This window comes from Mesocryomonas lacus, from assembly GCF_055730105.2.
Genome location: NZ_JBUZWF020000004.1, coordinates 124,764 through 148,700, shown reverse-complemented (window position 1 = coordinate 148,700; position 23,937 = coordinate 124,764). Strand labels below are relative to the sequence as shown.

Here is a 23,937-nt window from a genome sequence, read left to right as displayed (position 1 = left end):
GATAATGGAGAAATTCTGTCCCGTCGGTAATTGCGGGTGGAGTGCGCTGTCTCCACGCAGTCAGGCACCAGGCCCTATATCCAATTCCGAGACCTGAGGCGGCTTTTATCGCAGGGGTCCCTGTGTCGCAAGGGGGCGCGCGCGGCGTGCGTCCCGCGACGCGCTGCCGGGCGTAGAAGGCCCGGCACCCGACCCGCGAAGGTGCCGCCGCGTGCGGCTTGCCCTCCCCGCTTTGAAACCGGATCCCGATCCGCTGAACTGCAATGGAACGCTCAGTGGCGCCCAAAGGAAAGCTAGACACCTAATATTGAGCAATCTTTCTGACCCCCTGATATTTAGCTGTGACCGTCGAAAGCAGTCGGCGGCAACCGAAATATTGTATATGAAAGGGAACGGCGCATTTTGTCCCGAATATTTCTTCAAGGACATGAGATGGACCAACCCGGCGACGCAGCCCTGCTGGACACTACTTGGATGCCGCCGATCGCCGAGGACGAGCAGGCCGCCTCCTGGCGTGACCTCGGCTATCGCATCACCGCCTTGCCAGCTGTTGTTCCGGTCAACGGTGTCGCGGCGGAGCGTCGGGCAACGGAGTCCTGTAACGAGGCACTGCGCAACAAGGACATGGAGATTGCGGCGCTCCGGTTGCAGATCCAGCTGCAGCGCGGCGTCTCGATGAAGGAATTCCACGCCCTGCAGTCGCTTCTGAAGCTGGCGAAAGAGGAAACCCAGCTGGCCTATGAGGATGCCGCCCGCGCCAACAACCGCGCCGCCGAGGCCGAATCCTGGCTAAGGCGAATGGAGGACGCGCTGCGCTCGGCTTTCGGCCAGCACGGCGAGGAAAACCGATCGCGCAAGTTCGCGGCCCGGCGAACAGGATCGCCGCCTCTGGCGTCCTAACTTCGGCATCGGACCGCGGGCATCGCCGCCAAGCGATAGAAAATGGCTCTGGACGTGCACGTCGTTCTAGCAGCACCGGACGTCCTTAGCCCCCCCCCCCCCCCCCTGTAAAGGCCGCTCCGGCTCGAAGAACCTCATCGGGCGACGGGCAGACGGGTGCCGAGACCGTTATAGATTGTCAGGGCAAAGGCTGGAAACCAGCATGCCCGCATGCGTGCGGAGAGAGAGACGGCGTACAAATACAAGGTTTCCCCTCGGCGGTCCGTTCTCCGTTTCTGCACTTCCGCCAAACCCTTATGGACCTGCCGAGACGGTGCGCGATCTACCCCCGCCCTCGACGTCCGCATGCGCACCATCAGCCGGGCAAAGGGGCAAGCCAAAACCGAACAGAGCTGGCAAGCGATACCGACTGCTTCCTTTGCGTAAGAGCGCCCGACCATTTCGGACAAATTAAAGCTCTTACCACTTTGCGCTTACTTATCCTGTATCTTTATATTTTTTAGGTTACTTTGATTTCTATTTAAGGCAATCGGCCGTTCTTATTGACAACGAACATTGCGCGCTACCTATTTCAGGACTCGGATTGGGCCAGCGCAACCCTTCTCGTATACGCTTAAGCTCGGCCTCAAACTGCACCGTAGCTGGGTCTTGAGCTGCGTGGGCGCTCAGCTTGCAAGGCCGAGCTGAATGTCTCTAAACTCATGAACAGCGCGCTACATAAAACCGCGTAAAGGTAAGGTATACTTAATTTCGCCGCCGACAACTTTGGAGTGCTTCCGGCTCAGACAAGCCGCTTACCGGTAGATCGCCCCTGCCGCAGGCCTTTCCACGGTCACGGGTCAGCATTCATTGCCAAACGCTCACTGAGGCTTATAACACCAGATGCACGGCTTACTGTGCAGCGTAACTTAACCTCCCGAACAAAAGTCGCCTTGTGATGGCGACGGAAGGACTAAAATGGCAAAGAAAATCTACCAGGCCCCGACCCTTCGCGCTCACGGCTCGATCGAGAAGCTGACCCAGGGCGGCTCCACCGGCAACTCGCTCGATGCGACGTTCCCGACCGGCACCCCCTTCAGCCAGGTTACTTTCTCCTAATTCTACGCGGCGGGCGGCAGGTTTACCTGCCGCCCGTACGACAGCCCGATGCATGTACAAAGCCAATGCGGGACGGTTCTGCTCTAAACCTTGACTAGGCGCTCGCGCTGCAGCACGCTTGTCACGCCCCGTCAGCTTGCGGAGGCCCCGCCAACATTGCACCGCTCGGCCTTCATTCGCACGACTACCGTCGAGGCAAGCGAGTTGATTGTGCAGCGGCATTGATCCGTAGAGCACGCGGCCAGATTTCCTCTCAGCACCGTCAGAACAGCCGGCGCTTACCAGCCGACCATAAGGGTTAAGCCAAGCAGACGCTGGGGCTGGATATCCCTGCACAGCTTCGACACGCGCTTCCGCTGGTTCTTCGTCTGACGAACTGCACCAAGCGGTCCGATCGTTATCGTCTAGGTGGTGCGACGTATGGTTTATCGTTGCTTCCGATGGACGGATGATACCACTCACTCCGCAACGGTAGCAGCCGAAGTCTTAGCCGTTGGCTTGCTGCCAGATCCCAAGCCCTGAGGCCGCCAAAGGCTAGCCTTGTCGATTCGATGGCTCGGAGCAACGGCTGCGTCATTCGGCGCACCGCGGATTGGCAGACCTTTCAGTTTACGTGTGACGCGCGGTGCAGAAATACGCTGCAAGCGCGACACTTTTCGCAAACCCTCGCCTTACCAAGCGTCACCATGCCAATGTGGCTTGTGAGCTACAGACATTTGCTGGCAAACGGTTGGTATAAGGCGGTCGCGTTATTGAATTCGAGGGACGTCTATTGATATCAGGTCGCTGGCGCTGCGTGGAGCGGCCTGGGTTGCCGCGGCCAGGATCGCGATAAATTTACTGGGACTCGTCAGCACACTATTTCTGGCCCGGTTGCTCACGCCGGATGATTTCGGCCTTGTCGCCATCGGCACGACAATACTTGCCGTTGTTTCATCGTTTACCGAACTTCCTTTGGGGACGGCGCTCATCCAGCACGACAAACCTGATGAAACGCATTTCAACACCGTCTTCACCCTCAACTTTATTCGATCGGCGGTGGTCACCGTCGGTGTCGCCGCTGCGGCCTATCCTATTTCCATCTGGTACGGCGATGCGCGCCTGTTCGAGCTGATCATGGCCTTGTCGCTCAGCAGCTTCATCATGTGCCTGAGCAATCCGAAGCGGGTCTTGTTCACGCGCGAACTCAACTTCCACGCCGACTTCGTCCAAGGCATAGCGATGAAGCTGACCGGGTTCGTCGTCGGGATCGTGTTCGCCCTCATCTACAAAAATTACTGGGCGCTCGTCGTCGGTTCACTTGCCGCCCAAGTCTCATTTGTCGTGATCAGCTACATTCAGCTTCCCTATCTTCCCGCCATGACCTTCAGGCGCTCGAGAGAGCTGTTGTCATTCTCAATCTGGCTGTCCTACTCGCAGATCGTGAACACCGTCAGCACGAAGATCGACCAGCTCCTGATCGGCTTTTATCTCGGCAGCGAGAAGCTCGGCATTTATTCGTTCGGCGACAATCTGGCGAACCTGCCGACGCGAGAGCTGACGACGCCGATCTCACAAATGCTGTTCCCGTCCTTCGCGCGGATGAACAGTGATCACCAACGACTCCGATCCTCCTATCAGCTCGCCCAATCGAGCCTGTCCATGGTGGCGTTCCCGATTGGGATCGGGTTCGCGATCATTGCCCATCCTTTCATCCTGCTGGCCGTTGGCGAGAAGTGGCTGGGGGCTGAGCTGGTCATCCAGGTGGTGTCGGCGACGGTGGCCCTTCAGACGATCGGCAGCCCCATCCAACCGACGGCAATGGCCTTGGGAAAAACCAAAGCCTTGTTCAAGCGCGATGCCATCATCCTGTGCGCCCGCGTTCCGATATCCTTCCTGGGCCTCATCCTCGGCGGTCTGCCCGGCATACTGATCGCGCGGGCGGTAACCACGACGATCGGCACTCTGATCGAGATGGCCCTGGTCAGCAGGCTTCTGGATCTCAAGATCGCGGACCAGTTGACGGCAAACCGAAGGAACTTCATCGCCACCGCCTGCATGGTCGTGACCGGGGTCACCTTCCAGATGCTGGTCGGATCGGAGGGACAGGTCATCGGCCTGCCCCTGACGATCATCGGAACCGTGGCTATATCGGGCGTCGTCTACCTCGCAACCTTGCTTCTGGCCTGGCGACTGGAGTCCTATCCGCGAGGACCCGAGCAGGAAATAATGGGCCTTTTTCGCAAGTTACGGGTGCTCCGCTTGAGGCGGGCCTGAACTGCGAGGTGGCAGGATGCCGGACACGCTGGGAACGGATTACGCTGAGACCGTGAACTGGTATTGCCAGATGTTCAGACCGCAACGCACTACGCGTCGAAGAACCCTTGCTGGCGTCGAGATCTTTGTGGGATCGCTGCATTCCCCGATCGTCGCAAGGCTCTCGCCCGACGCGGATTAAGACACTAGATCAACGGCTTGGATATAGCTGGTGCGGGTGGAGGGACTCGAACCCCCACGCTTTTGGCGCTAGAACCTAAATCTAGTGCGTCTACCAATTCCGCCACACCCGCACGGTGCGCCAGGCCGATCGCTCGGCAGGCACGGCTGCATAACACCAGTCCGGCAGGCGTCAAAGGGCAAATGCGCAGACGTGCAAGGCGAGGACGTCGAGCCGACCAAAATCGTCCTGCTGGGCACACGCTGCTCAGCGACGAGCGTCTCTAGGGTCATCTTCTACCAGTCTCGGGCCTCGGCCCACGCCCGTGCTTGAATTAGTTCGATACCTTCCAACCATACCGCCCTCGCTCCAACGAAGACACGTTGAGATTGCATTAACGTGGGGCCCTAGTCTTTGGTCGGACCAAAGGAAGCAGACGGGCGAAGACCCGCTTTTCCGGGCATTCCGCGGGATTTGCTGCATTGCACAACCCGCAGATCAGCTATGCAAACTGCGATCTGGTACGCGGCCAGCCATGCAGCTACATCTAGCCCATCGAAACGGACGGACTGATAACCGCCGTTTCAATCGATTAGAACCCGAAGTGAGAGCCATGAACAACATCGTCCGCAGCTACAACAACTGGCGCCGTTACCGCGAGACCTGCGGTGAGCTGAACCGTCTGTCGCAGCGCGAGCTTTCCGACCTCGGCATCTCCCGCGCCGACATTCCTTCGATCGCCCGCCAGGCGGTCCGCTAAACCCAGAGTTTCGCGAGGGCGCACTCCTCCTCCCAGCGCCCGAGCGGATTGAAGCCTGCGAATCCTCCTCCCGTCGCAGGTTTGAAAACGACACCCACCGGTTCCTCCCCCGGTGGGTGTTGTCGTTTAAGGGGTCCGCTTTCCCCGCCGCTGCCCGCCGCTTTCCCCGCCGCCGGCCCGGTGCTAAAGTCTTCTCATGCAAAACAAACTTCTCCATGTCGTCGGTGGCGGGCTTGCCGGCTCGGAAGCCGCTTGGCAGATCGCCGAAAGCGGTGTTCCCGTCATCCTCCACGAGATGCGGCCGGTGCGCGGCACCGAGGCGCACAAGACGGAGCAGCTGGCCGAACTTGTCTGTTCCAATTCCTTCCGGTCAGATGACGCCGAGACCAATGCGGTCGGCATCCTGCACGCCGAGATGCGGCTGGCGGGATCGCTGATCATGCGCTGCGCCGATGCCAACCAGGTGCCTGCCGGCGGCGCGCTGGCGGTCGACCGCGATGGATTCGCCGAAGCGGTGTCGGCGGCGATCGCCGAGCATCCGCTGATCACTCTGCAGCGCGAGGAAGTGTCGGGCCTGCCGCCTGCCGAGTGGGGCTCGACGATCATTGCCACCGGGCCGCTGACGGCGCCCGCGCTAGCCGAGGCAATCCGCGCCGAGACCGGAGAAGATGCCCTCGCCTTCTTCGATGCCATCGCGCCGATCGTGCATTTCGAATCGATCGACATGGACAAGGCCTGGTTCCAGTCGCGCTACGACAAGGTCGGGCCGGGCGGCAACGGCAAGGACTACATCAACTGTCCCCTCGATAAGGAGCAGTACCTCGCCTTCATCGACGCGCTGTGTGCGGCCGACAAGACGCTGTACAAGGACTGGGAAGGCACGCCCTATTTCGACGGCTGCCTGCCGATTGAAGTGATGGCCGAGCGCGGCGCGGAAACGCTGCGGCACGGGCCGATGAAGCCGATGGGCCTCACCAACGCCCACCAGCCCGACATCAAGGCCTATGCCGTCGTCCAGCTGCGGCAGGACAATGCGCTGGGCACGCTCTACAACATGGTCGGTTTCCAGACCAAGCTGCGCTACGGCGACCAGGCCGGTCTCTTCCGCAGCATTCCCGGCCTCGAAAACGCCGAGTTCGCGCGGCTCGGTGGTCTCCACCGCAACACCTATCTCGATTCGCCGCGCTTGCTCGACACGGCCCTGCGGCTGAAGTCGCGGCCGGACCTGCGGTTTGCCGGCCAGATTACCGGCTGCGAGGGCTATGTCGAATCGGCCTCCATCGGCCTCCTCGCCGGGCGCTTTGCCGCGGCCGAAGCGCTCGGACGGGATCTTGCGCCGCCGCCGGCGACGACGGCCATGGGCGCGATCCTGTCGCACATCACCGGCGGACATCTCTCGGCCGTCGAGGAGAGCGGCAAGCGCTCCTTCCAGCCGATGAACGTCAATTTCGGCCTGTTCCCACCGGTGGAAGTGTCGAAGCTGCCACGCGTCGACGGCAAGCGCGTTCGCGGCAAGGAGAAGACCAACCACCGCCGCCGGGCGATGTCCGTCCGCGCGCTGGCCGACTGCCGCGCCTGGCTGGGTCTGCCAGCCTTGGCGCCCGTTCAGCCGGCGGCAGAGGTGGCCCCGGACGCGGTCTCAGTCGCGGCGGAGTGAGGGCCAGTCGGCACGGCGCAAGAGAAGCGTCACCGTCAGCTGCGTCGGCAGGCCCGTCGTCCCGTCGAGCATGGCGTAGCTGATCCGGGCGCGAATTTTCCGGCCGGTCTCAGAGGTCAGATCGGCGACGACCGGGGCAAGGTTTGCCGCGGGCGTCGGCGATCGATCTCCGTCCATCGCCCCAAGGGCCGGAGCGAGCGAGAACCTGTCGGTTTCCCGCGGCGTGCTCAGCACGAGGTTGCCGCCATCGAGCGTCGCGAGCAGCGGATCCGGCGTCAGGCTTGGCGCCGTTCCGCTGACGGGATAGATGATCTGCTCGGGGAGCGCCGTATCGAAGCCGTCCAGCGCAAAGGCGGCGGGACGCAGGGCGGAGAAGGTCCGGGGGACCGGCGCATCGGCCGCCTCGCCCGCCACCTGCCCGTAGCCGATGCCAAGCCGTGTCATCAGCACCTGCGCGAGCGTATCCGGCGCTTCGCTTTCCAGCGCTGCCATTTCCGTGCGCAACGGTTCGGGCAACAGCGGTAGGATGCGGGGGATCTCTCCGACTTCGCCGAGGGCGTAGAGGCGCGAGCGCAACGCCTCCGATTGCGATGGGCCAAGCGACTCCGGCGCACCCGGCCCCAGCAGCGAAGCGGCGATAAGCCCGGCCTGGCTTCGCCCGACCGTCGCCCCGGCACCCCAAGGCCCCGCGGCCGAGAGCACCAGCAGAAGCAGCGGCAGCCCGCACATCAGGCGTATATCGCCGCGCAGGCGCGGCACCGCCTGCAAGGCGACGATCAGAACCGCCGCAAGGGTCGCCAGGCTGAGATAGTAGCGTTCGAGCGTGATACCCTCGGCTGCGATGCGCACGCCGGCGGCGTAGGTGAGAAGACCCAGCGGCACGACGAGCATCCAAGCCCAGATCCGGCCGAACAGCCGGGTACTCGGCCCGCCGGTCTCGGCGAAGGGATCCACCACCACCCGGATCGACAGCACCAGCAGCGCATAGAAGCTGACGATCCAGCCGATCTCGTTCTTCGGCACGGCGCCGAGGAGGACCTTGGCGGCATAAAGATGCAGCACGACGGCTGTCACGAGGGCGAGGGGCGTCGCAACCCAGTCGAACAGGAAGCGCACGCCTTGCGCCAGACGGTCGTCGGCCGCCGAGGTCGTCTCCTCGAACTCGGTCGGGATGCGGCCGAGCGCAAACAGCGGGCCGACCAGCGTCAGCGCGGTCGCATAGATATGGCCGTAGGCGTCACCGCTGAGCCCGATCTCGAAGAGATAGCGGACCATTTCGAGGATGGCGGAGACGCCGAGCACGAAGAGCAGCACCGACAGGAAGGCGAGCGTCACGCCGACGACGGTCCAGAGCGTGAATGTCCAGAATTTCGCGTCGTCGGGCCGACCGAGATAGGGCGCCAGCGGAATGGCGAGTGTCAGGGCGGTCAGCACCGGCGGCGCGAGCAGCCAGAGCTGGCCGGTTGCGGCGATGCTAAGGCCCGCTGCGGCTGCGGCCACCAGTGGCAGCAGCGTTTGAGCGCGGTGGCCCATCGCCCGCGCTTCGGTGAACAGGCGGGTGCCGACGGCGATCGCCGCCGCCGCATGCAGCGCCAGCACCAGCCGGATCATCTGCTCCTCCGGGAGAAGATCGATCCCGGCCAGGGACGCGTTGGCCAGCACCGACACGATGAGGATCGCCAGTGCGGCGACCGGAAACCGTCCGGTCGCCAGTCCCGCGCCCCGCGCCAGCTGGCGCGCAAACCGCGTGATGCTGCTCATGCGTGTCGGGGCCATCGCTTTCTCCATGGTCGGCGAACGACAGGCCGGGCTGCCGCAGGGGTCGGCAACGGAGGGCTCACCGGAGGGCCCGGCGTCCGATCGCCCCACAACGGACGCTTCGTCTCCGGGAGTCCAGCGGACCGCACCATCGCTGGGTCGTCAGCGAGTAGTCAGCCAACAATAAACGACACCATCACAGCGGGACGAAGAGAGCTCGCGGCGTCAGACGCGCTCGCTAGCGCCGCATGGCGCGCCAGTAGAGGAAGGACCGGCGGAGGGGACCGATACGGGACGGCGTCTCGATCTCGGCGGAGCCGCGGGCGGCGATGCGGTCGAGATAGATAGCGGTCATCTCGGCCGGCAGGAAAGCCGCTCGCACGCTGGCCGGCAACCGGCCGCGCTGCTGGTGGTATCGTCCGAAATGGTCGCGGCCGAGCGCCAGCATGGCGGTGACGGCCCGCAGCGTCGGCTCGGCCGCCCCCGACAGCAGGTCGTCAGCCGACGTTCCAGCCGCTGCCAGCAAGTCGGCGGGGAAGAACACCTGGCGACGTGCCCGGTGGATCGGCAGCAGCCGCACGGCGCCGACGGCAGCCTGCGCGACGCCGGCATGGCCAGCCGCATCAGTGACTTCTGCGGCTTCCCTGCCAGCCAGAATCATGGCGGCGAGGACGATGATGGCGGAGGCGGTTTCCCCGGCATAGCCTTCGAAGGCTTGCCGGTCCGGCATCGCGTCATCGTAGAGGTCGAAGATGCGCGCCTCGAGATAACGCTCAAAAGCATCGATCGGCAGCTCGAAGCGCTTGATGGTATCGAGCAGCGCCTCCGCCACCGGGTTGCCTTGCCCGCCCTCGCCGTCCGGACCCGCTTCGATCCGGTCGCGCCACCACTGCAACCGGATTTCGCCGGGCAGCGGCTGGCTGATCTGCTCGCGCACCCGTGCGGTCTCGATGTTGAAGGCGTAGAGGGCGAGAAGATGCTGGCGTCTGTCGAGGGGCGCGAAAAGGACCGAGACCGCGCGGTCGGGATCCTGCGCCTCTACCAGCCGTGCGCACTCGGCATAGGTATCGGCAAGCGCTGCCGGGGTCATCGGCGGGCGTCCGGACGATCCACCACGTCAGTCCACCGCCACGAGGGCAGCGGCGACGGGGCGGCCTTCGGCGAGCATGACGTTGAAGGTGCGCACGGCTGCTCCCGTCGACATCGGGTCGCAGGAGATGCCGGCCTTGCGAAAGCGCTCGGCCAGCGCTGGCGGCAGGCGCCGGATGTCCGGCCCGGTGCCAAACAGCACGAAGCGGATCTCGTCCGACTCTTCGAAGACCTTCAAGAGGCGCTCGCCGGTGAACGGCTGCTCGATCGTCGCTTCCCAGCCGTAGATGCCGGAAGGCAAGCAGAGGATCGAGCCGCGGTGGGACATGGCGGCAAAGCGAAAGCCGCCATTGCCATAGGCCTCGATCGGCGCCCGCCCTGGAAAATGCGCCTTGCGAAACTCAATGCCCTCAGCCATTCGCCTGTCCCTTGGCGCTGCCCTCAGGCATCGCGTGCCGACCGGATCCGTCCGGCCGGCGATGGTATCGCTCCCTTGGGAGGCTGTCTTACTTCGCGTTGGCGGCCGTCGGCTCGCCCTTGACGCGCACTTCGGTGACCGTGCCCTGCAGGACGCGGATCTTCACCTGTTCGGCGATCTGCACTTCGAGCTCGCCATTGTCGAGCACCTTGATGACCTTGCCGATGATGCCGCCGCCGGTGACGATGGTATCGCCGCGGCGGATGTTCTTCAGCATTTCCTCGCGGCGCTTCAGCTGCGTGCGCTGCGGGCGGATGATCAGGAAGTACATGATCGCGAAGACCGCGACGAAGGGCAGGATGCTGATCAGCAGTTCGCTGGTGCCTCCGCCAGTGGAAGGAACAACGCCCTGGGCGAAGGCTTCGGTCACGAACATCGACTACTCCTGGAGATACATGGCGAGGAAAACGACCGCGTCATCCTTTACGTCCCGCGCGGAATATACGATCGGTCCCCCCGAATGCAACCGCTGCCGGCCCGCAAGGCGCGGCCGCACACCGGTTTGATGAGGGAACGGCGCATGGACATGAACCCGGACGATCTGATGTCCGTGCTGCAGCGGATCGCGGCAAGCCTCGAGCGGCTGGCCCCGATGAAACCCGAAGCGCCCGATTTTACCATCAGCGACTGCTTCGTCTACGAACCGCCGGCAGCGCTGCTGCCCGTAGCGCGGGTCAACCGCGTCGCCATCGACCTCCTCCGGGGCATCGACCGCTCGAAGGATATCCTCACCGAGAACACGCTGCGCTTCGCCAAGGGCCTGCCGGCCAACAACGCCCTCCTCTGGGGCGCCCGCGGCATGGGCAAGTCCTCGCTCGTCAAGGCGGCGCATGCCGCCGTCAATGCCGAGATGGGCGGCACCCGGCCGCCGCTGAAGCTGATCGAGATCCACCGCGAGGACATCGAGCACCTGCCGCATCTCATGGGCTTCCTGCGCGCCGCGTCGTTCTCCTTCCTCCTGTTCTGCGACGACCTCTCGTTCGACCAAGGCGACGCCTCCTACAAGTCGCTGAAGGCGGCGCTCGACGGCGGCGTCGAGGGACGGCCGGACAACGTGTTGTTCTATGCGACGTCGAACCGCCGGCATCTCCTGCCGCGTGACATGATCGAGAACGAGAGCGCGACGGCGATCAATCCCGGCGAGGCGGTGGAGGAGAAGGTCTCCCTGTCCGACCGTTTCGGGCTGTGGCTCGGCTTCCACAAATGCAGCCAGGACGATTATCTCGCGATGGTCGACGGCTATGTCAGCGCCTACGGCATCATCGCCGACCCCGCCGAGACGCGGCATGCCGCGCTGGAATGGGCGACGACCCGCGGCGCCCGCTCGGGCCGCGTCGCTTTCCAGTTCATTCAGGACCTCGCCGGACGCCTCGGCCAGCCGCTGGCGTCCTAGCGCGGTCTCCGCAATCCCTCTCAGCCGGCGAAGGGCCTGCTCCGTGCCCGCGGACGCGACCATCGCGCGCGGGTCCGGTCACGAGGGCTCTGGCGAAGGCCTGGCTTTCGCGCCATGGTGCTTGTCCAGCCCTGGAAACACCCCCAGCGTGCGGCGATCGCCCGTCCGGTGGATCCGCCGGATACGTTCAGCCAAGCCGCATGAAAGCGGGCATCCGGTTTCCAAGCCGTTCGCTCCGACCTACCCTTCCCTCCCGCCAGATGGTCGTCTTCATGCGAAAAGCAGTCTCCCTCCCCGTGGCTGCGTTTCTGCTGTCGATCCCGGCGGGGTGCCTTGCCCCCGCGCAGAAGTGCGCCGATGCCGTTTACCCGCGTTCGGGAACGGTGCACCGCGTCTGTGCCGATGGAAGCCGATACCACGTCGAAGAGATCACCCGGCCGCGCGGCCGCAGCCAGGAAACGCAGGTGGCACGCTCGGTGGAGTATGTCCGCCGCGCCGAGCGAATGTAACGGCTACTCGATCGGCCTCGGGAAGCCGTTGATCATCGTGATGGACTTTTCGAGTTCCACGCCGAAAACCGCGCGCTGGGTGCTGGTATCGAAGATCTCGACACCCTCCGCCGTCGCCTCGACCGAGAGCCGCTGGCCGTCGCAGATGACGATGTCGGTGAGGCTCTGGTACTCCTGCGGGTCGATACTGAGATCGCGGCATTCCGCGAACCTGTCGACGGACGTGACGCCGTCGGAACCGGTGATGACGACGCTCGCGCTGTTTTTCGCCCTGGAGAAGGAATACTCCAGACGAACCGTCGCGCTTCCGCTCTTTTCGACCGGCCGCTCGACGCAGTTCGCCTTGCGCGACAGCTCGGAGAGGCTTCTAGCGGGATCGCAGGGTACGGCGATCGCGGCCTGGGCAGCAAGGTACAGTTCCAGCAACATCTCGGCCTCCCCCAAGGTGACGAGAGGAAGGAGGAAGCCTCCCTCCTCTCTTTCGGCTTAGCGCACGCGTGCACTGCAGGTTTGCGGGTCAAGGCTGTAGTGTTCTTCCTCGACGACGCGGCGCACCTTTTCGTAAACAGCTGCATGGCGCTCGTTCCGCACAATACCGCCGTTGACCATCTCACCCGTCCAGGAACGGCGTTCGCCCCGGATAAGACGTCCCCTTGTGTTGACTTCGACCGTCCGCGGAACGTACTCGACCGACCAGCAGCTGTCTCGATTCGGTACTTCCGTGTACTTCCTGAATTCGGCCAAGGCGGACGTCGAAAAGACCGCTGAGATCATAAGGCCGATAACAATCACCCTGACTTTCATTTCCACTCTCCCTCAACATCCATTCAGTGAGCGAATGGTCCTTTATATATCGGGAGATCGACTTACATTGTAAATAGAAAAGCTCCTATACGTCAGACTGTGCATCTATATTGTATTCGTAAATATGCACGTTAGACTTAATGAAATCCGTCAGTAAGCTAACGCTAAATGCAGTGACTTAGTGTCCAGCTTACCGGACGGTCGTATCGGCGATGGGCAAGGTCAGAGGCGAGCAAACCGTTGCGGGAGCGGACGAGCAGGCCGGCAGCGGTTCGGCAAATCCAACGGCGGGACGCCGAGACCCTCACTTGTTTCATGAACACAAAAAGCCCGGCGACCTTGCGGTGCCGGGCTTTTGATAGGCGTCGAGGTTGATCCTACTGCAGGTACTTCGACGGGTCGACCGGGGCGGAGTCCTTGCGGACCTCGAAGTGGACCATCGGCGTATCGGTATCGCCGCTGACGCCGGCGGTGGCGATCTCCTGGCCGCGGCGGACGGTGGCGCCGCGCTTCACCTTCAGCTCGTCGGCATGGCCGTAGACGGTGACGAGGCCGTTGTCGTGCTTGACGAGGACGGTGTTGCCGAACTCCTTCAGGCCGTCACCGGCATAGATCACAACGCCGTTCTCGGCGGCCTTCACCGGCGTGCCACGCGGCACCGAGATGTCGAGGCCGTCGCTCCGCTTGGCGCCCGACTTCTCGCCGTAGCGCTTGACGACGCGGCCCTGGACGGGCCAGCGGAACTGGTCGATGCCGGTCCCGGCAGGCGCGGCGGTCGCGACCTCGTTCTCGGTCTCGTCGGAGACGGTGCTGGTCGGCGCCGACTTGACGACGGGCTCGGCCTTGATCGGCTCGGCCTTCACCGTTTCGGCGACAGGGGCCGCGGCGGCGGGCTTCTCGACCTTCGCGGCGGCGACGAGCTTCGGCGCCTCGTAGGGCTTCGGCTGGGCAGCCGCCACCGGCTGGGCCGGCTGCACCGGCGCCAAGGCCGGGGCAGTCTTCAGCTCGGCACTGGCGACACGCTTCGGGACAGTCGTTCCAGCGGGCAGCTTTAAGGTCTGGCCGATGCGGATATTGTCGTCGGACAGGCCGTTGGCGGCACGCAGTTCGGCCACAGGGACGCCGGTGCGGCGCGAGATGCCCATCAGCGAGTCGCCGGACTCAACGACGATGCCGGACCCGCGAGACGCGCTCTTTTCGGGAACGCGCAGCGGCTGCGGCGCCGAGCCGAGCGCCGGCCTCTCCGGGTTCGACGAGGCCGCGGCGGTGCGCATGCCGGTCTGGCCGTAAGAATAGGTCGGGATGGCGATCTGCTGGCCCGGACGCACGTCGCTGGCGCTTTTCAGGCCATTGGCCGCCATGATCGCCTTGGCGGGCACGCCGTAGCGGTTGGACAGCGTATCGACGGTGTCGGTGCTGCCGACGGTCACGGTGTTGCCGGTGTTCTGCCAGCCTGCCTTGCCGGTTGCTGCGGCGCGTGCCGGTGCAGGAGCTGCGGCGGGCTGGTAGGTCGGCTGCTGGCGCATGGGCTCGGACGCCGGCGGGTCGTAGCGTGGCGCGTCGTTCATGGCGGGCGAGCCGGAGGGCGGCGCGAGGGTGCTGCGCTCGACGGCAGCGGTCCGGGTGGTTGCGCCGTACTGCCCGCTGCCGGGTGTCTGGGCGGAGTAGAGCGGCGCGACCTGCTGGCGGTTGCCGCCGGCATTGCTGGCGTACCCGCCCTGCCGGACCGATCCGGTGTTCACCCCATCGAGGTCGCCGGGATAGGCTTGGCCGCCGACATTGCCGCGCGGTACCGGCTTCTGCGGCACGGCGCCGGTGTAGAAGCCGTCGTCGAAGCGGGCGACATCGGAACTGCACCCCGCCACCAGCGTCGCCAAAGCCAACACCGCGACGGAGCCGGCAAGCCGCAGTCGATCAAAATTCAGCACACCAACACGCATCGATGACCCCATGCCCACGCAATCTCATTGGGATCATTCAACACTGTTAATCTTACTGCCCCGTTAAACAGCGGGGTATCGTCGACATTTCTTGTTATTCATATCTGCGGATTTTCACAGTCCGGAGAGGACGGCGCAAGACGCTGTCACTTTGCCGTCGCTTCGATCAGCCCGGGAAGTTCAGCGAGGAATGCCTCTCGCGCCCGGTTGCCCGCGGGACCCTCTTCCTTCCTGTCGTCCTGGATCAGACGGGCGAAGACCAGGGTCCGCTCTCCCTTCACCGCCCAGCCGACGAACCAGCCATAGGCGCGCGCCTCGTTGAAGCTGCCATCGGCATTGCGGGGGTAGGCCATTCCGGTCTTGCCATGCGCCTGCCAGCCATCGCCGATGGGGCGCTGCTCGACCACGGCGTCGACGAGATCGAAGGCCGCGGGTGCGACCTTCAGCTGCCGCCGCATGAGCTTCGAGAGAAACGCCACTTGCTCCCGCGGCGAGATCTTCAGCGAGGAGATGATCCAAGCCCGCTCCAGGCCATTGTCCTTGCCGGGATCGCCGGAGAAGTCGGCATTGCCGTAGCCGAAATCCTTGGCGTAGCGGGTCAGCGTTTCCGCGCCCAGCGCCTTGGTGATCTGCTGGGAATACCAGACCACGGAGTATTTCATCCAGCGGGCCGGGTCGGTGTCCGCAGTCCAGTTGGCACCGCCCCAGTCGGGATAGCCCTTCTTGAAAGGCAGGCTCGGCGCATGGGCATCTTTCAGGAACCCGGCGTCCGATCCCATCAGCGCCAGCGGAATCTTGAAGGTCGAGGCGGGCGTGACCTGCGTCTTGCAGTCGCCCTCCTCCGACAGGACCTTGTCGTCGGCAGTATCGGCAAGAATCGTGCAGATCGTGCGGGCCTCGGCGGCCATCGGCGCGGCGAGGAAGAGACACGTCGCGGCAAAGCGAATCGGGATCATGTCGGCGGCTCCTGGGTGGACGATACGCCCTCGATAGGACCCCCAAGCGTTAACAGCTCATAAAGATGGCCGGTCGCCCCCTTCCGAGGCTCACGTCTCTCCAGGCGGCAACGCAGCCGTCGCCGTCGGCAAAATGGACGGCGCGCCGGCGCTCGCTACAGCATCTTCGCCGTGCCGGCGGCGAGCGGCTGGTAGTATACCTGGCGCAGGTCCTCGCGCTCCAGCCGGCTGCCGACCTTCTGCAGGCGGACAAGGGTCTGCGCGCCGAGCCCAGGACCGATGGCACAGACGATCTGGCCGTGCTGGGCCAACTGCTCGAGGAAGGTGCGCGGCAGCGTCTCGAAGGCGGCGTGGACGATGATTCGGTCGTAGGGCGCGGCATCGGGGTAGCCCTCGCGCCCGTCCTCGTGGATCAGCGAGACATTGGTGATGCCGCAGGCTTTCAGCCGCTCGTCCGCCGTCTTCAAAAGGGAGCGGTAGCGGTCGAGCGAGACGACGCGGGCCCCGAGCCGGGCGAGCAGCGCCGTGACGTAACCGCTGCCGGTACCGATCTCGAGGACGCGGTTGCTCGGCTCGACGCCCAGCGCATGCACCAGCGCCACCGCCGACGAGGCGCCGGGCATCGTCTCGCCGCAGTCGATTGGCAGCGCCGAATCGCCATAGGCCTCCGCGATGCCGTTGCGCAGGAACAGCCGCCGCGGCACCGCCTCCACCGCCTCGGTCAGGCGCGTGCCCGCCATGTGCGCCGAGCGCAGCTTCAACAGGAAGGCCGCGAGTTCCTCGCGGTCTGGGCCGGTCACGCTCATGCTCATGGGAGAAAATCCGTTCGGGTCTGGGGCGCTTGGCGGTCCCGCGTCATGCGAACAGCGATTGCAGCTTCTCGCGAAGAGCGTGATCGGTGAGGTCGAGCATCAGCGGCGTCACCGAAATCCGGCCAGCCGAAAGCGCAGCTATATCGGACTGCGCCATTTCCGCACCGGCCTGTCGCCCGAACTTTAGCCAGAAATAGGGAAAACCGCGGCCATCGCGGCGCTCCTCGAAGCCGAGATTGTAGTCGAGCTTGCCCTGACGGGTCATCTCGGTGCCCGTCACCGCGTCGGCCGCAACGGCAGGGAAGTTGATGTTGAACAGGACGCCTTTCGGGAAATCGATGCCAGCAAGCTTGGCGAGCACGGCCGGGGCATGCGTCTCGGCTGTCTCCCAGGGCGTCGCCCGGTCGGGGCCATGCGCCTGGCTGAGCGCGATCGACCGGAAGCCGAGCATAGTGCCCTCGATGGCGCCGGCGACCGTGCCGGAATAGGTGACGTCGTCGCAGACGTTCTGCCCTGCATTGACGCCGGAGAGCACGAGGTCCGGCGGCCCCGGCAGCACGTGCTTGACGCCCATGATGACGCAATCGGTGGGCGTTCCCGACAGCGCGAAGCGTTTCTCGGCAATCTTGCGCAGCCGCAGCGGCGAAGAAAGCGTCAGCGAGTGCGCGAGGCCGCTCTGGTCGGTCTCGGGCGCCACCACCCAGACGTCGTCCGAGATCGTCGCGGCGATCCGCTCGAGCACGACCAGGCCCTCGGCATGGATGCCGTCGTCATTGGTGATGAGGATGCGCATCAGGCGGCCTTCTCGATTTTCTCCAGCCCGCCCATATACGGCTTCAGCGCCTCGGGCACGGTGATGCTGCCATCGGCGTTCTGGTAGTTTTCAAGAATGGCGATCAGGCAGCGGCCGACGGCAACACCCGAGCCGTTCAGCGTATGGACGAAGCGCGTCTGCTTCTCGCCGGCGGCCTTGTAACGCGCGTTCATGCGCCGCCCCTGGAAGTCGCCGCAAACCGAGCAGGATGAGATCTCGCGGTAGGCGTTCTGGCCGGGCAGCCAGACCTCAATGTCGTAGGTCTTGCGGGCACCAAAGCCCATGTCGCCGGTGCAGAGCACCACGGTCCGGAACGGCAGACCAAGACGCGTCAGCACCTCCTCGGCGCAGGCGGTCATCCGCTCATGCTCGTCGAGCGAGGTCTCTTCGGCGGTGATCGACACCATCTCAACTTTGTAGAACTGGTGCTGGCGCAGCATGCCGCGCGTGTCGCGCCCGGCCGATCCCGCTTCCGAGCGGAAGCAAGGCGTCAGCGCGGTATAGCGCAGCGGCAGGACGGCGGCGTCGACGATCATCTCGCGCACGAGGTTGGTGAGCGGCACCTCGGACGTCGGAATGAGGTAGTGGTCGCCGGTGGTCTTGAAGAGGTCTTCCTCGAACTTCGGCAACTGGTTCGTCCCGAACAGGGCGTCGGCCTTCACGAGGATCGGCGCCACGACCTCCTGATAGCCATGCTCGGAAGTGTGGAGGTCGAGCATGAACTGGCCGAGGGCCCGCTCCAGCCGGGCGAGACCGCCCTTGAGGATGGTAAAACGCGAGCCGGAGATCTTCGCCGCCTGGTCGAAGTCCATCAGGCCCAACGCCTCGCCGAGCTCGAAATGCTCCCTCGGTGCGAAGCCGAGTTCCGGCGGCGTGCCATGGCGGCGCACCTCGACATTGCCGCTTTCGTCGGTGCCGAAGGGCACGTCGGCATGGGGAATGTTCGGCAAGCGGGCGAGCATGTCGCCGAGCGTCGCGTCGATCCGGCGCTCGGTCTCCTCGCCCTCCTGGATCGCGGCCTTGATCTCGGCGACTTCGGCGATGACAGCCTCGGCCCGGGCATGGTCGCCGGAACCCTTCGCCTTGCCGATTTCCTTCGAGGCGTCGTTGCGGCGGGTCTGCAGCTCCTGCAGCCGGGTCACATGACCCCGCCGCTCCTCGTCGAGGCGCAGGATCTCGGCGGCGACCGGGGACGCCGAACGCGCCTTCAGGGCCTCGTCAAGCGATTCCGGATTCTCGCGTATCCATTTGATATCGAGCATTTTTCCCCTCGTCTCCAATCAGCGGAAGACGGGGCCGGACCGGCCTAGACCGGGTCGCTCGTCGCGTCGCTCTCGCTGACCTCTTCGGCCCGTTTGCGTTCGATCATCCGCGCCGCGATGATCGAAATCTCGTAGAGAAGGATGGTAGGGATCGCAAGGCCGATCTGCGACATCGGGTCCGGCGGCGTAAGGATCGCAGCCGCGATGAAGGCGAGCACGATCGCCCATTTGCGCTTGGAGATCAGGCCCTCGGCGGTGACCATGCCGGCCCGCACCAGGAGCGAGGTCACCACCGGCAGCTGGAACACCATGCCGAAGGCGAAGATCAGCCCCATGATCAGCGACAGATACTCCGAGACGCGCGGCAACAGCTGAATCGCCGCCTGCCCCGGCACGTCGCCAGACTGCTGCATCGAGAGGAAGAACCACATCACCATCGGGGTGAAGAAGAAGTAGACGAGCGAGGCGCCGAGCAGGAAGAGCAGCGGCGTGGCGACGAGGAACGGCACGAAAGCGGCGCGCTCCTTCTTATAAAGGCCGGGCGCCACGAACTTGTAGATCTGGATGGCGATGATCGGGAAGGCGAGGAAGAAGCCGCCGAAAGCCGCGATCTTCACCTGGGTGAAGAAGAACTCCTGCGGCGCGGTGTAGATCAGCTCGACCTTGTCGTCATTAATGCCCGCCCAGTGGACGGCCGTCTGGTACGGGATAACCAGAAGGTTGAACAACTCGCGCGCGAAGAAGAAACAGATGAGGAAAGCGACGAAGAACCCGGCGAGCGCCCAGATCAGACGGGTGCGAAGCTCGACCAGATGCTCGATCAACGGGGCCGAGGAGGCTTCGATTTCAGCGGTATCGCGGCTCAATGACTGTCTCCGCTGGCATCCTTGCCATTCAGGGGGGCGCCGCCATTGGGTCTCGCGGCTGCACGGTCTAGCGGAACGGCCGGGCGGGTGATGTCGGCCGGCGGCACCGGCAGGCTGTCGGGTGCTTCGGGGTTGGCGAGATCGGCGGCCAGCGGCCCCGGTACCGACTTCGGAAGTTCTGCGACCGGCTTCTGGGACGCGACGACTTCCTGCAAAGGGGACGCCGTGGGCTGGACGCTCGCCGACGACGGCAGCGGGTTGGTCGACGGCGATGCGGGGCTTGCAAGCGGCTGCATGTCGGCATTGCCGATTACGCTCGGTTCGGCAGGTCTCGCGGGCGCGTCGGCCGAGGGCACTTTCGGCTCGGGCGCCTTCGTCGCCGTCATCAGGCTGGAGCGAATCTCGTCGCCGACCGCGCGGATCGGGTTCATCGCCTTGCGGATGTCCGCGGTCGGGTTCATCGACTTGATGTTGTCGCGGACTTCGTCGAGCTCGGCCTCGCGCAGAGCCTCGTCGAACTGCTTGCGAAAGTCGCCCGCCATTCGCTTCAGCTGGGTCGTGGTCTTGCCGAAAGTGCGCAGCATGCGCGGCAGGTCTTTTGGACCGACGACGACAATCAGCACGACGCCGATGACCAGAAGCTCGGACCAACCAATTTCGAACATTTCGGTGACATTCCGATGGGCGCTGGAGCAAGGCTAGCCGGACGCACCGGCAGATCACCAAGCGACGGTCACCGCGCCCTGCAGCGGTGATCTCGCCCTGAGACAATCCGACAGGAAAGAACGCGGAGCGCCGTCCCTGCCGGATGATCGATGCTAGAGGCGCGACTTCTCGGTCTCGCGGGTCACGATCTCACCGTCATTGTTGTCGATGGTGCGGCGCTCCTGCGTGGTCGTGGTGGTCGTCGTCTCGTCGTCGCTCATGCCCTTCTTGAAGTTCTTGATGCCCTTGGCGACATCGCCCATCAGTTCGGGGATCTTGCCGCGCCCGAAGAGCAGCAGCACGACTGCCAGAACGATCAGCCAATGCCAGATGCTGAAGCTACCCACTGTCATTCTCCTTGTGCCGCAAGGCACGTGCCCCGCGAGTTGTGCCGCAAGGCACGTGCCCCGCGAGTTGTGCCGCAAGGCACATGCCCCGCGAAGTATGCCGCAAGGCGCTTGGCCCCGCGAAATTCCGTCGTTTCGACCTTCCAACCTCTCATTGCGAGGCGGCAGGCGTCGACGGTGCAGGCGCGACTTGTCGTTTCTGTGACGCACCGGCACCCCCTTCACAGGAGATCGGGCGTCAGCCCGGCTCTTTCAAGCACGATAACCGCGGCAAGATCAACGGAGACGATACGGTTGTGACCAAGTAGAGGAAACGATGCAGGAAGCGGCAGGGACTGGCATGAAAGTTCTGCTACCGGCGCAGGCACGGGTCGGCGCGCCGCCGCAGGAATGGCGCTGGAACGCGCCGCCGTCCGATCAGGCCACCCGTTCGACCAAAGCAGCGTATTCCGCGCGCAGCTCCGCCTCGTCGGCTGGATGCGGAACGGCCGAGATCACCGCCTCGGCCGCCTTCGCCCGGCGCTCCGCCTCCCCGCGCAGCGGCTGCACGGCGCTCGAGACCTTGCGCATCTCGCCCATGTCGCCGTTGCAGTGGAGAACGACATCGCAGCCCGCGGTGATCGCCTTGGCGCTGAGCTCGCCGATGTCGCCCTGCAGCGCCTTCATCGACATATCGTCGGTCATCAGCAGGCCGTCGAATCCGATCTCGTTGCGGATCACCTGTTCGATGACGATCGGCGACAGGGTCGCCGGGAAGGTCGGGTCGATGTCGGTGTAAAGCAGATGGGCGGTCATCGCCGCCGGCAAATGGCGCATCGCCTTGAACGGCAGGAAGTCAGTGCGCGACAGTTCGGCGCGGTGGGTCGGGACCACCGGCAGCGACAGATGGCTGTCCGCATTGCCCCGGCCGTGCCCCGGCAGATGCTTCATCACCGGCATCACCCCGCCAGCGGTCAGGCCGTCGGCGGCCGCACGGCCGAGCGTCGCGATGGTCGCAGCGTCCATCGAGAAGGCGCGGTCGCCGATCACCGAGTTCGCGCCCTCGACGGGCATGTCGAGGCAAGGCAGGCAATCGGCGTTGAAGCCGAAACCGGCGAGGTCCCAGGCGATGAGGCGGCCGTGCAGCCAAGCGGCGCGCTCGCCAGCGGCCGGGTCGGCATCGAAGATCGCCCCGAGCGTCGCCGCCGGCGGGTAGCGCGGGGCCAGCGGCGGACGCAGCCGCTGCACCCGCCCGCCCTCCTGGTCGACGAAGACCGGTGTCGAGATCCGGCCCCCGGCCTCTTTCAGGCTGGCGACGAGGTCGCTGACCTGGGTCGCCGATTCGATGTTGCGCCCGAACAGGATGAAACCCCAAGGGTGCTCGTCGGCGAAGAAGGCGCGCTCGTCGGCCGACAGGCTTAGCCCCGCGACACCAGCGATCCAGGCTTTCGATCCGGTCATGAAATCTCCCTCGCAAACAGAAAGGGGCGGCCTTCACGTCGGCGGCCGCCCCAAGAATCAGATGATGGGCACGCGGCCGAGACCGAGCCCGGCCGTGATCATGTTAGCGGGCGACGAAGCAGTTGCCGCCGGCGGCCTTCAGCTGGCCGCAGATGTCGGAGGCATCGTCCTTCGAGGCTGCCGCGACGCGGACGCGGTAGAACGTGCCCTTGCCGGGGATCTCGGCGGGCTGGATGCCGACGGCGCGGCCCGAGATCACGCCGGAGAACTTCGCCCCGAGGCTGCGCATCGACTGCTGCGCGGCGGCCTCGGAGGGCTGCGACGAGATCTGCACGTAGTAACCACCTGCGGCCGACGTGGCGGCGACCGGGGCCGGCTTCGGCGCGATGGCCGCGACCTGCATCGGGTCGGCGGCCTCGTCCGGCTGACGCGGCGCGGGCGTGACATCAGCGACCTGCTGCACGGAACCGGCGGCCGGCTCGACCGGCGCAGCGGCCTCCGGCGCAGGGGCAGCCTCAACCGTCCGCACCGGCGGCGGCGGGGCAGCAGGGATGGCGGCGACGGCCGGCGCTGGCTCCGCCGGGGCAGCTTCGGCGGGCGCGATCGTGCCATCCGGCCGCACAACCATGGTCCGCACCTTGCGCGGCTGCAGGACGGGAACCGGAGACTCGGCGGCGCCATCGGCGGCGGCGACCTCGATCCGCTCCTGGCTCGGATCCGCTTCCGCCGACTGCGCCCCGATGGGGTCGACGCCCGGCAGATCCTGATAGGCGGCGGGCTCTTCCTCCACAGGAAGATCGATCGGCTCTTCGGCATCGGTCAGCAGCGCCTGCTGCGTGGTCGAGGCACCGGCTTCGCCGTTGACGCGGTTGTAGACCGCCTTGTTCTGGTTCGGGACGGTGCGACCGCCCGGATCCTTCGGCACCATCTTGAAGGGCTCGTTGTCGGCCTTAATCAGCAAGGGCTCGTTCGAGGCCTGAAGGCCCGCATCGGCGGACTTCCCATTCCAGACGAACAGGCCAACGGCGCCAATCAAGGCGAGCGACAGCACGCCGCCGCCAACCGTCACCGCCGTCCGGCGACGGGAAGAGCGGGCGATCGGCGCCGGCACGGCATCGTCGGCATAGTATCCGTCGTCTTCATACTGAGCCGCATCGCCAGCACCCTGGCCGTGCGCTGCCGCATCATCCTGCTGGTAATAGCCGGGATACGCCTGTGCACCGCCATGCACCGGCTCTTTCATCACGGCCAGCTCGCTGGCGATCAGCTCGTCGAACTCGTCGAGCTCCGGCTGGGCGGGCTCATGCCGGTAGTCGTCTACCACCCGCTCGGGAGCAAAGGACTGGGTTTCCACGACGATGACGTCGCGCGGATTGGCGGGCGCGCTGAGGCCGTGGATCGCGGTCTCGAGATCGGCGCCGAGCGAGCGGCCGCCGGTATAGCCAGAGCGGCCATGCGTGACGGTGGCAGTCGTCGCTGTGGCCGGGCGCATCGGATCCGCGGCCGCCGGGCGGCTGCCCCGCGGGACGATCCAGCTCTGATAGGCATCGGCAGAATCGGCCTTCGACGGCGCGGCAGCCTGACGCTCGGGCCGGCGGGTCGAGGTCGCCGCCGGAAACTCGTCGCCGAGGGCGGCTTCGAACGCGGCATCGAAATCGCGATCATGGGGCGCCAGCGGCGCATGGCGTCCGGCCGAATCGACCCGGCTGCGCGTACTGGCGGAAGCCTGGACGTAGCGCTCATGATCTGAAACGGGGCGGACGGCGGGAGCGCGGCTGGCATGGGTGTCCATCGCCAGTTCGGCCTCGAACATGTCGGCGAGCTCGGCGAAGGGATCGCTGTCCTCAGCCCTCGAGAGGGGGACGCCGCGACCCGGATTCTTCATGTCTCCCATGCCGCCAAACTCCACTTTTTCCGTCCCAGGCCGGCCTCG

Annotated in this window: 23 protein-coding genes and 1 tRNA gene; 7 read left to right on the top strand and 17 right to left on the bottom strand. The window is 65.1% G+C overall.

All coding sequences use genetic code 11. The features are described 5' to 3' along the window. The first annotated feature begins 432 nt into the window (after window positions 1–432). From ACZLZQ_RS14945 to ACZLZQ_RS14935, 3 genes are all read left to right on the top strand, one after another. Window positions 433–900, top strand: coding sequence for a hypothetical protein (locus ACZLZQ_RS14945; protein ID WP_472950057.1), 468 nt, complete (start codon window positions 433–435; stop codon window positions 898–900). Between the two features lie 957 nt (window positions 901–1,857). Beyond that, entirely contained in the window at window positions 1,858–1,998 is a 141-nt protein-coding gene (locus ACZLZQ_RS14940) for a lasso RiPP family leader peptide-containing protein (RefSeq protein ID WP_472950056.1), read from the top strand. Between the two features lie 756 nt (window positions 1,999–2,754). Next, window positions 2,755–4,254, top strand: coding sequence for a lipopolysaccharide biosynthesis protein (locus ACZLZQ_RS14935; RefSeq protein WP_472950398.1), 1,500 nt, complete (start codon window positions 2,755–2,757; stop codon window positions 4,252–4,254). A gap of 209 nt (window positions 4,255–4,463) precedes the next feature. On the opposite strand, the gene ACZLZQ_RS14930 is transcribed toward ACZLZQ_RS14935, so the two are convergent. Continuing rightward, window positions 4,464–4,547, bottom strand: a tRNA-Leu gene (locus ACZLZQ_RS14930). Window positions 4,548–5,027: 480 nt separating this feature from the next. Here ACZLZQ_RS14930 and ACZLZQ_RS14925 point away from each other — a divergent pair. After that, window positions 5,028–5,174 (top strand): DUF1127 domain-containing protein, encoded by a 147-nt coding sequence (locus tag ACZLZQ_RS14925; RefSeq protein WP_472931881.1) that lies wholly within the window; start codon window positions 5,028–5,030, stop codon window positions 5,172–5,174. A gap of 196 nt (window positions 5,175–5,370) precedes the next feature. Continuing rightward, complete coding sequence (trmFO, locus tag ACZLZQ_RS14920; RefSeq protein ID WP_472950054.1) at window positions 5,371–6,831, top strand: methylenetetrahydrofolate--tRNA-(uracil(54)-C(5))-methyltransferase (FADH(2)-oxidizing) TrmFO; 1,461 nt, start codon at window positions 5,371–5,373, stop codon at window positions 6,829–6,831. Here trmFO and ACZLZQ_RS14915 read toward each other — a convergent pair. The 4 genes from ACZLZQ_RS14915 to yajC form a co-directional block, all read right to left on the bottom strand. Next, window positions 6,814–8,607: a DUF4153 domain-containing protein gene (locus tag ACZLZQ_RS14915; RefSeq protein ID WP_472950053.1), complete on the bottom strand. Its 1,794-nt coding sequence runs from the start codon at window positions 8,605–8,607 to the stop codon at window positions 6,814–6,816. The two genes, trmFO and ACZLZQ_RS14915, sit on opposite strands and share 18 nt — an antisense overlap. 220 nt (window positions 8,608–8,827) lie before the next feature. After that, window positions 8,828–9,679, bottom strand: a complete 852-nt coding sequence (locus tag ACZLZQ_RS14910) for a phytoene/squalene synthase family protein (protein ID WP_472950051.1) — start codon at window positions 9,677–9,679, stop codon at window positions 8,828–8,830. Between the two features lie 27 nt (window positions 9,680–9,706). Then, complete coding sequence (locus ACZLZQ_RS14905) at window positions 9,707–10,096, bottom strand: Mth938-like domain-containing protein (RefSeq protein WP_472931877.1); 390 nt, start codon at window positions 10,094–10,096, stop codon at window positions 9,707–9,709. 88 nt (window positions 10,097–10,184) lie between these two features. Beyond that, the gene (gene yajC / locus ACZLZQ_RS14900) at window positions 10,185–10,532 is read right to left on the bottom strand and encodes a preprotein translocase subunit YajC (RefSeq protein ID WP_472931876.1); all 348 of its coding nucleotides are present in this window, start codon (window positions 10,530–10,532) and stop codon (window positions 10,185–10,187) included. 144 nt (window positions 10,533–10,676) lie between these two features. On the opposite strand from yajC, the gene ACZLZQ_RS14895 reads away from it, so the two are divergent. Together ACZLZQ_RS14895 and ACZLZQ_RS14890 are read left to right on the top strand one after the other, a co-directional pair. Next, window positions 10,677–11,549 carry an ATP-binding protein gene (locus ACZLZQ_RS14895; RefSeq protein WP_472950050.1) on the top strand — a complete coding sequence of 291 codons (873 nt, stop codon included), beginning with the start codon at window positions 10,677–10,679 and terminating at the stop codon, window positions 11,547–11,549. Window positions 11,550–11,845: 296 nt separating this feature from the next. After that, window positions 11,846–12,058 (top strand): hypothetical protein, encoded by a 213-nt coding sequence (locus ACZLZQ_RS14890; protein ID WP_472931874.1) that lies wholly within the window; start codon window positions 11,846–11,848, stop codon window positions 12,056–12,058. Window positions 12,059–12,061: 3 nt separating this feature from the next. Here the strand turns inward: ACZLZQ_RS14890 and ACZLZQ_RS14885 are convergent, their stop codons facing one another. The 12 genes from ACZLZQ_RS14885 to ACZLZQ_RS14830 all read right to left on the bottom strand — a co-directional run bounded on the left by ACZLZQ_RS14885 (window position 12,062) and on the right by ACZLZQ_RS14830 (window position 23,898). Continuing rightward, window positions 12,062–12,487: a hypothetical protein gene (locus tag ACZLZQ_RS14885; RefSeq protein WP_472950049.1), complete on the bottom strand. Its 426-nt coding sequence runs from the start codon at window positions 12,485–12,487 to the stop codon at window positions 12,062–12,064. Between the two features lie 57 nt (window positions 12,488–12,544). Next, window positions 12,545–12,862, bottom strand: a complete 318-nt coding sequence (locus ACZLZQ_RS14880; RefSeq protein WP_472931872.1) for a hypothetical protein — start codon at window positions 12,860–12,862, stop codon at window positions 12,545–12,547. A 377-nt stretch (window positions 12,863–13,239) separates the two neighbouring features. Next, entirely contained in the window at window positions 13,240–14,802 is a 1,563-nt protein-coding gene (locus ACZLZQ_RS14875) for a peptidoglycan DD-metalloendopeptidase family protein (RefSeq protein WP_472950048.1), read from the bottom strand. Between the two features lie 146 nt (window positions 14,803–14,948). Then, on the bottom strand, window positions 14,949–15,758 hold the full coding sequence (gene blaOXA / locus ACZLZQ_RS14870; RefSeq protein ID WP_472950047.1) for a class D beta-lactamase: 810 nt from the start codon (window positions 15,756–15,758) through the stop codon (window positions 14,949–14,951). 155 nt (window positions 15,759–15,913) lie between these two features. Beyond that, entirely contained in the window at window positions 15,914–16,570 is a 657-nt protein-coding gene (locus ACZLZQ_RS14865; protein WP_472950046.1) for a protein-L-isoaspartate(D-aspartate) O-methyltransferase, read from the bottom strand. Between the two features lie 43 nt (window positions 16,571–16,613). Continuing rightward, window positions 16,614–17,363 (bottom strand): 5'/3'-nucleotidase SurE, encoded by a 750-nt coding sequence (surE, locus tag ACZLZQ_RS14860; RefSeq protein ID WP_472950045.1) that lies wholly within the window; start codon window positions 17,361–17,363, stop codon window positions 16,614–16,616. Further along, window positions 17,363–18,646 carry a serine--tRNA ligase gene (gene serS, locus ACZLZQ_RS14855; RefSeq protein WP_472950044.1) on the bottom strand — a complete coding sequence of 428 codons (1,284 nt, stop codon included), beginning with the start codon at window positions 18,644–18,646 and terminating at the stop codon, window positions 17,363–17,365. The genes surE and serS overlap by 1 nt, the downstream gene beginning before the upstream one ends. Window positions 18,647–18,690: 44 nt before the next feature. Then, window positions 18,691–19,512, bottom strand: coding sequence for a twin-arginine translocase subunit TatC (tatC, locus tag ACZLZQ_RS14850; RefSeq protein WP_472931866.1), 822 nt, complete (start codon window positions 19,510–19,512; stop codon window positions 18,691–18,693). Next, on the bottom strand, window positions 19,509–20,177 hold the full coding sequence (tatB, locus tag ACZLZQ_RS14845) for a Sec-independent protein translocase protein TatB (protein WP_472950043.1): 669 nt from the start codon (window positions 20,175–20,177) through the stop codon (window positions 19,509–19,511). The genes tatC and tatB overlap by 4 nt, the downstream gene beginning before the upstream one ends. A gap of 153 nt (window positions 20,178–20,330) precedes the next feature. Then, on the bottom strand, window positions 20,331–20,564 hold the full coding sequence (locus ACZLZQ_RS14840) for a twin-arginine translocase TatA/TatE family subunit (protein WP_472931864.1): 234 nt from the start codon (window positions 20,562–20,564) through the stop codon (window positions 20,331–20,333). Window positions 20,565–20,981: 417 nt separating this feature from the next. Beyond that, on the bottom strand, window positions 20,982–22,004 hold the full coding sequence (gene nagZ / locus ACZLZQ_RS14835; protein WP_472950042.1) for a beta-N-acetylhexosaminidase: 1,023 nt from the start codon (window positions 22,002–22,004) through the stop codon (window positions 20,982–20,984). 103 nt (window positions 22,005–22,107) lie between these two features. Further along, window positions 22,108–23,898 carry an SPOR domain-containing protein gene (locus tag ACZLZQ_RS14830; RefSeq protein ID WP_472950041.1) on the bottom strand — a complete coding sequence of 597 codons (1,791 nt, stop codon included), beginning with the start codon at window positions 23,896–23,898 and terminating at the stop codon, window positions 22,108–22,110. Between the last annotated feature and the right edge of the window lie 39 nt (window positions 23,899–23,937).

Excerpts from the sequence above, each read along its gene's own strand:
- tatB (WP_472950043.1), bottom strand. The coding sequence starts at position 20,177 with ATGTTCGAAATTGGTTGGTCCGAGCTTCTGGTCATCGGCGTCGTGCTG.
- ACZLZQ_RS14895 (WP_472950050.1), top strand. The coding sequence starts at position 10,677 with ATGGACATGAACCCGGACGATCTGATGTCCGTGCTGCAGCGGATCGCG.
- surE (WP_472950045.1), bottom strand. The coding sequence starts at position 17,363 with ATGCGCATCCTCATCACCAATGACGACGGCATCCATGCCGAGGGCCTG.
- ACZLZQ_RS14915 (WP_472950053.1), bottom strand. The coding sequence starts at position 8,607 with ATGGCCCCGACACGCATGAGCAGCATCACGCGGTTTGCGCGCCAGCTG.
- ACZLZQ_RS14940 (WP_472950056.1), top strand. The coding sequence starts at position 1,858 with ATGGCAAAGAAAATCTACCAGGCCCCGACCCTTCGCGCTCACGGCTCG.
- ACZLZQ_RS14910 (WP_472950051.1), bottom strand. The coding sequence starts at position 9,679 with ATGACCCCGGCAGCGCTTGCCGATACCTATGCCGAGTGCGCACGGCTG.
- ACZLZQ_RS14875 (WP_472950048.1), bottom strand. The coding sequence starts at position 14,802 with ATGCGTGTTGGTGTGCTGAATTTTGATCGACTGCGGCTTGCCGGCTCC.
- blaOXA (WP_472950047.1), bottom strand. The coding sequence starts at position 15,758 with ATGATCCCGATTCGCTTTGCCGCGACGTGTCTCTTCCTCGCCGCGCCG.
- ACZLZQ_RS14905 (WP_472931877.1), bottom strand. The coding sequence starts at position 10,096 with ATGGCTGAGGGCATTGAGTTTCGCAAGGCGCATTTTCCAGGGCGGGCG.
- ACZLZQ_RS14885 (WP_472950049.1), bottom strand. The coding sequence starts at position 12,487 with ATGTTGCTGGAACTGTACCTTGCTGCCCAGGCCGCGATCGCCGTACCC.
- nagZ (WP_472950042.1), bottom strand. The coding sequence starts at position 22,004 with ATGACCGGATCGAAAGCCTGGATCGCTGGTGTCGCGGGGCTAAGCCTG.
- trmFO (WP_472950054.1), top strand. The coding sequence starts at position 5,371 with ATGCAAAACAAACTTCTCCATGTCGTCGGTGGCGGGCTTGCCGGCTCG.
- ACZLZQ_RS14945 (WP_472950057.1), top strand. The coding sequence starts at position 433 with ATGGACCAACCCGGCGACGCAGCCCTGCTGGACACTACTTGGATGCCG.
- ACZLZQ_RS14925 (WP_472931881.1), top strand. The coding sequence starts at position 5,028 with ATGAACAACATCGTCCGCAGCTACAACAACTGGCGCCGTTACCGCGAG.
- yajC (WP_472931876.1), bottom strand. The coding sequence starts at position 10,532 with ATGTTCGTGACCGAAGCCTTCGCCCAGGGCGTTGTTCCTTCCACTGGC.
- serS (WP_472950044.1), bottom strand. The coding sequence starts at position 18,646 with ATGCTCGATATCAAATGGATACGCGAGAATCCGGAATCGCTTGACGAG.
- ACZLZQ_RS14880 (WP_472931872.1), bottom strand. The coding sequence starts at position 12,862 with ATGAAAGTCAGGGTGATTGTTATCGGCCTTATGATCTCAGCGGTCTTT.
- ACZLZQ_RS14830 (WP_472950041.1), bottom strand. The coding sequence starts at position 23,898 with ATGGGAGACATGAAGAATCCGGGTCGCGGCGTCCCCCTCTCGAGGGCT.
- ACZLZQ_RS14865 (WP_472950046.1), bottom strand. The coding sequence starts at position 16,570 with ATGAGCATGAGCGTGACCGGCCCAGACCGCGAGGAACTCGCGGCCTTC.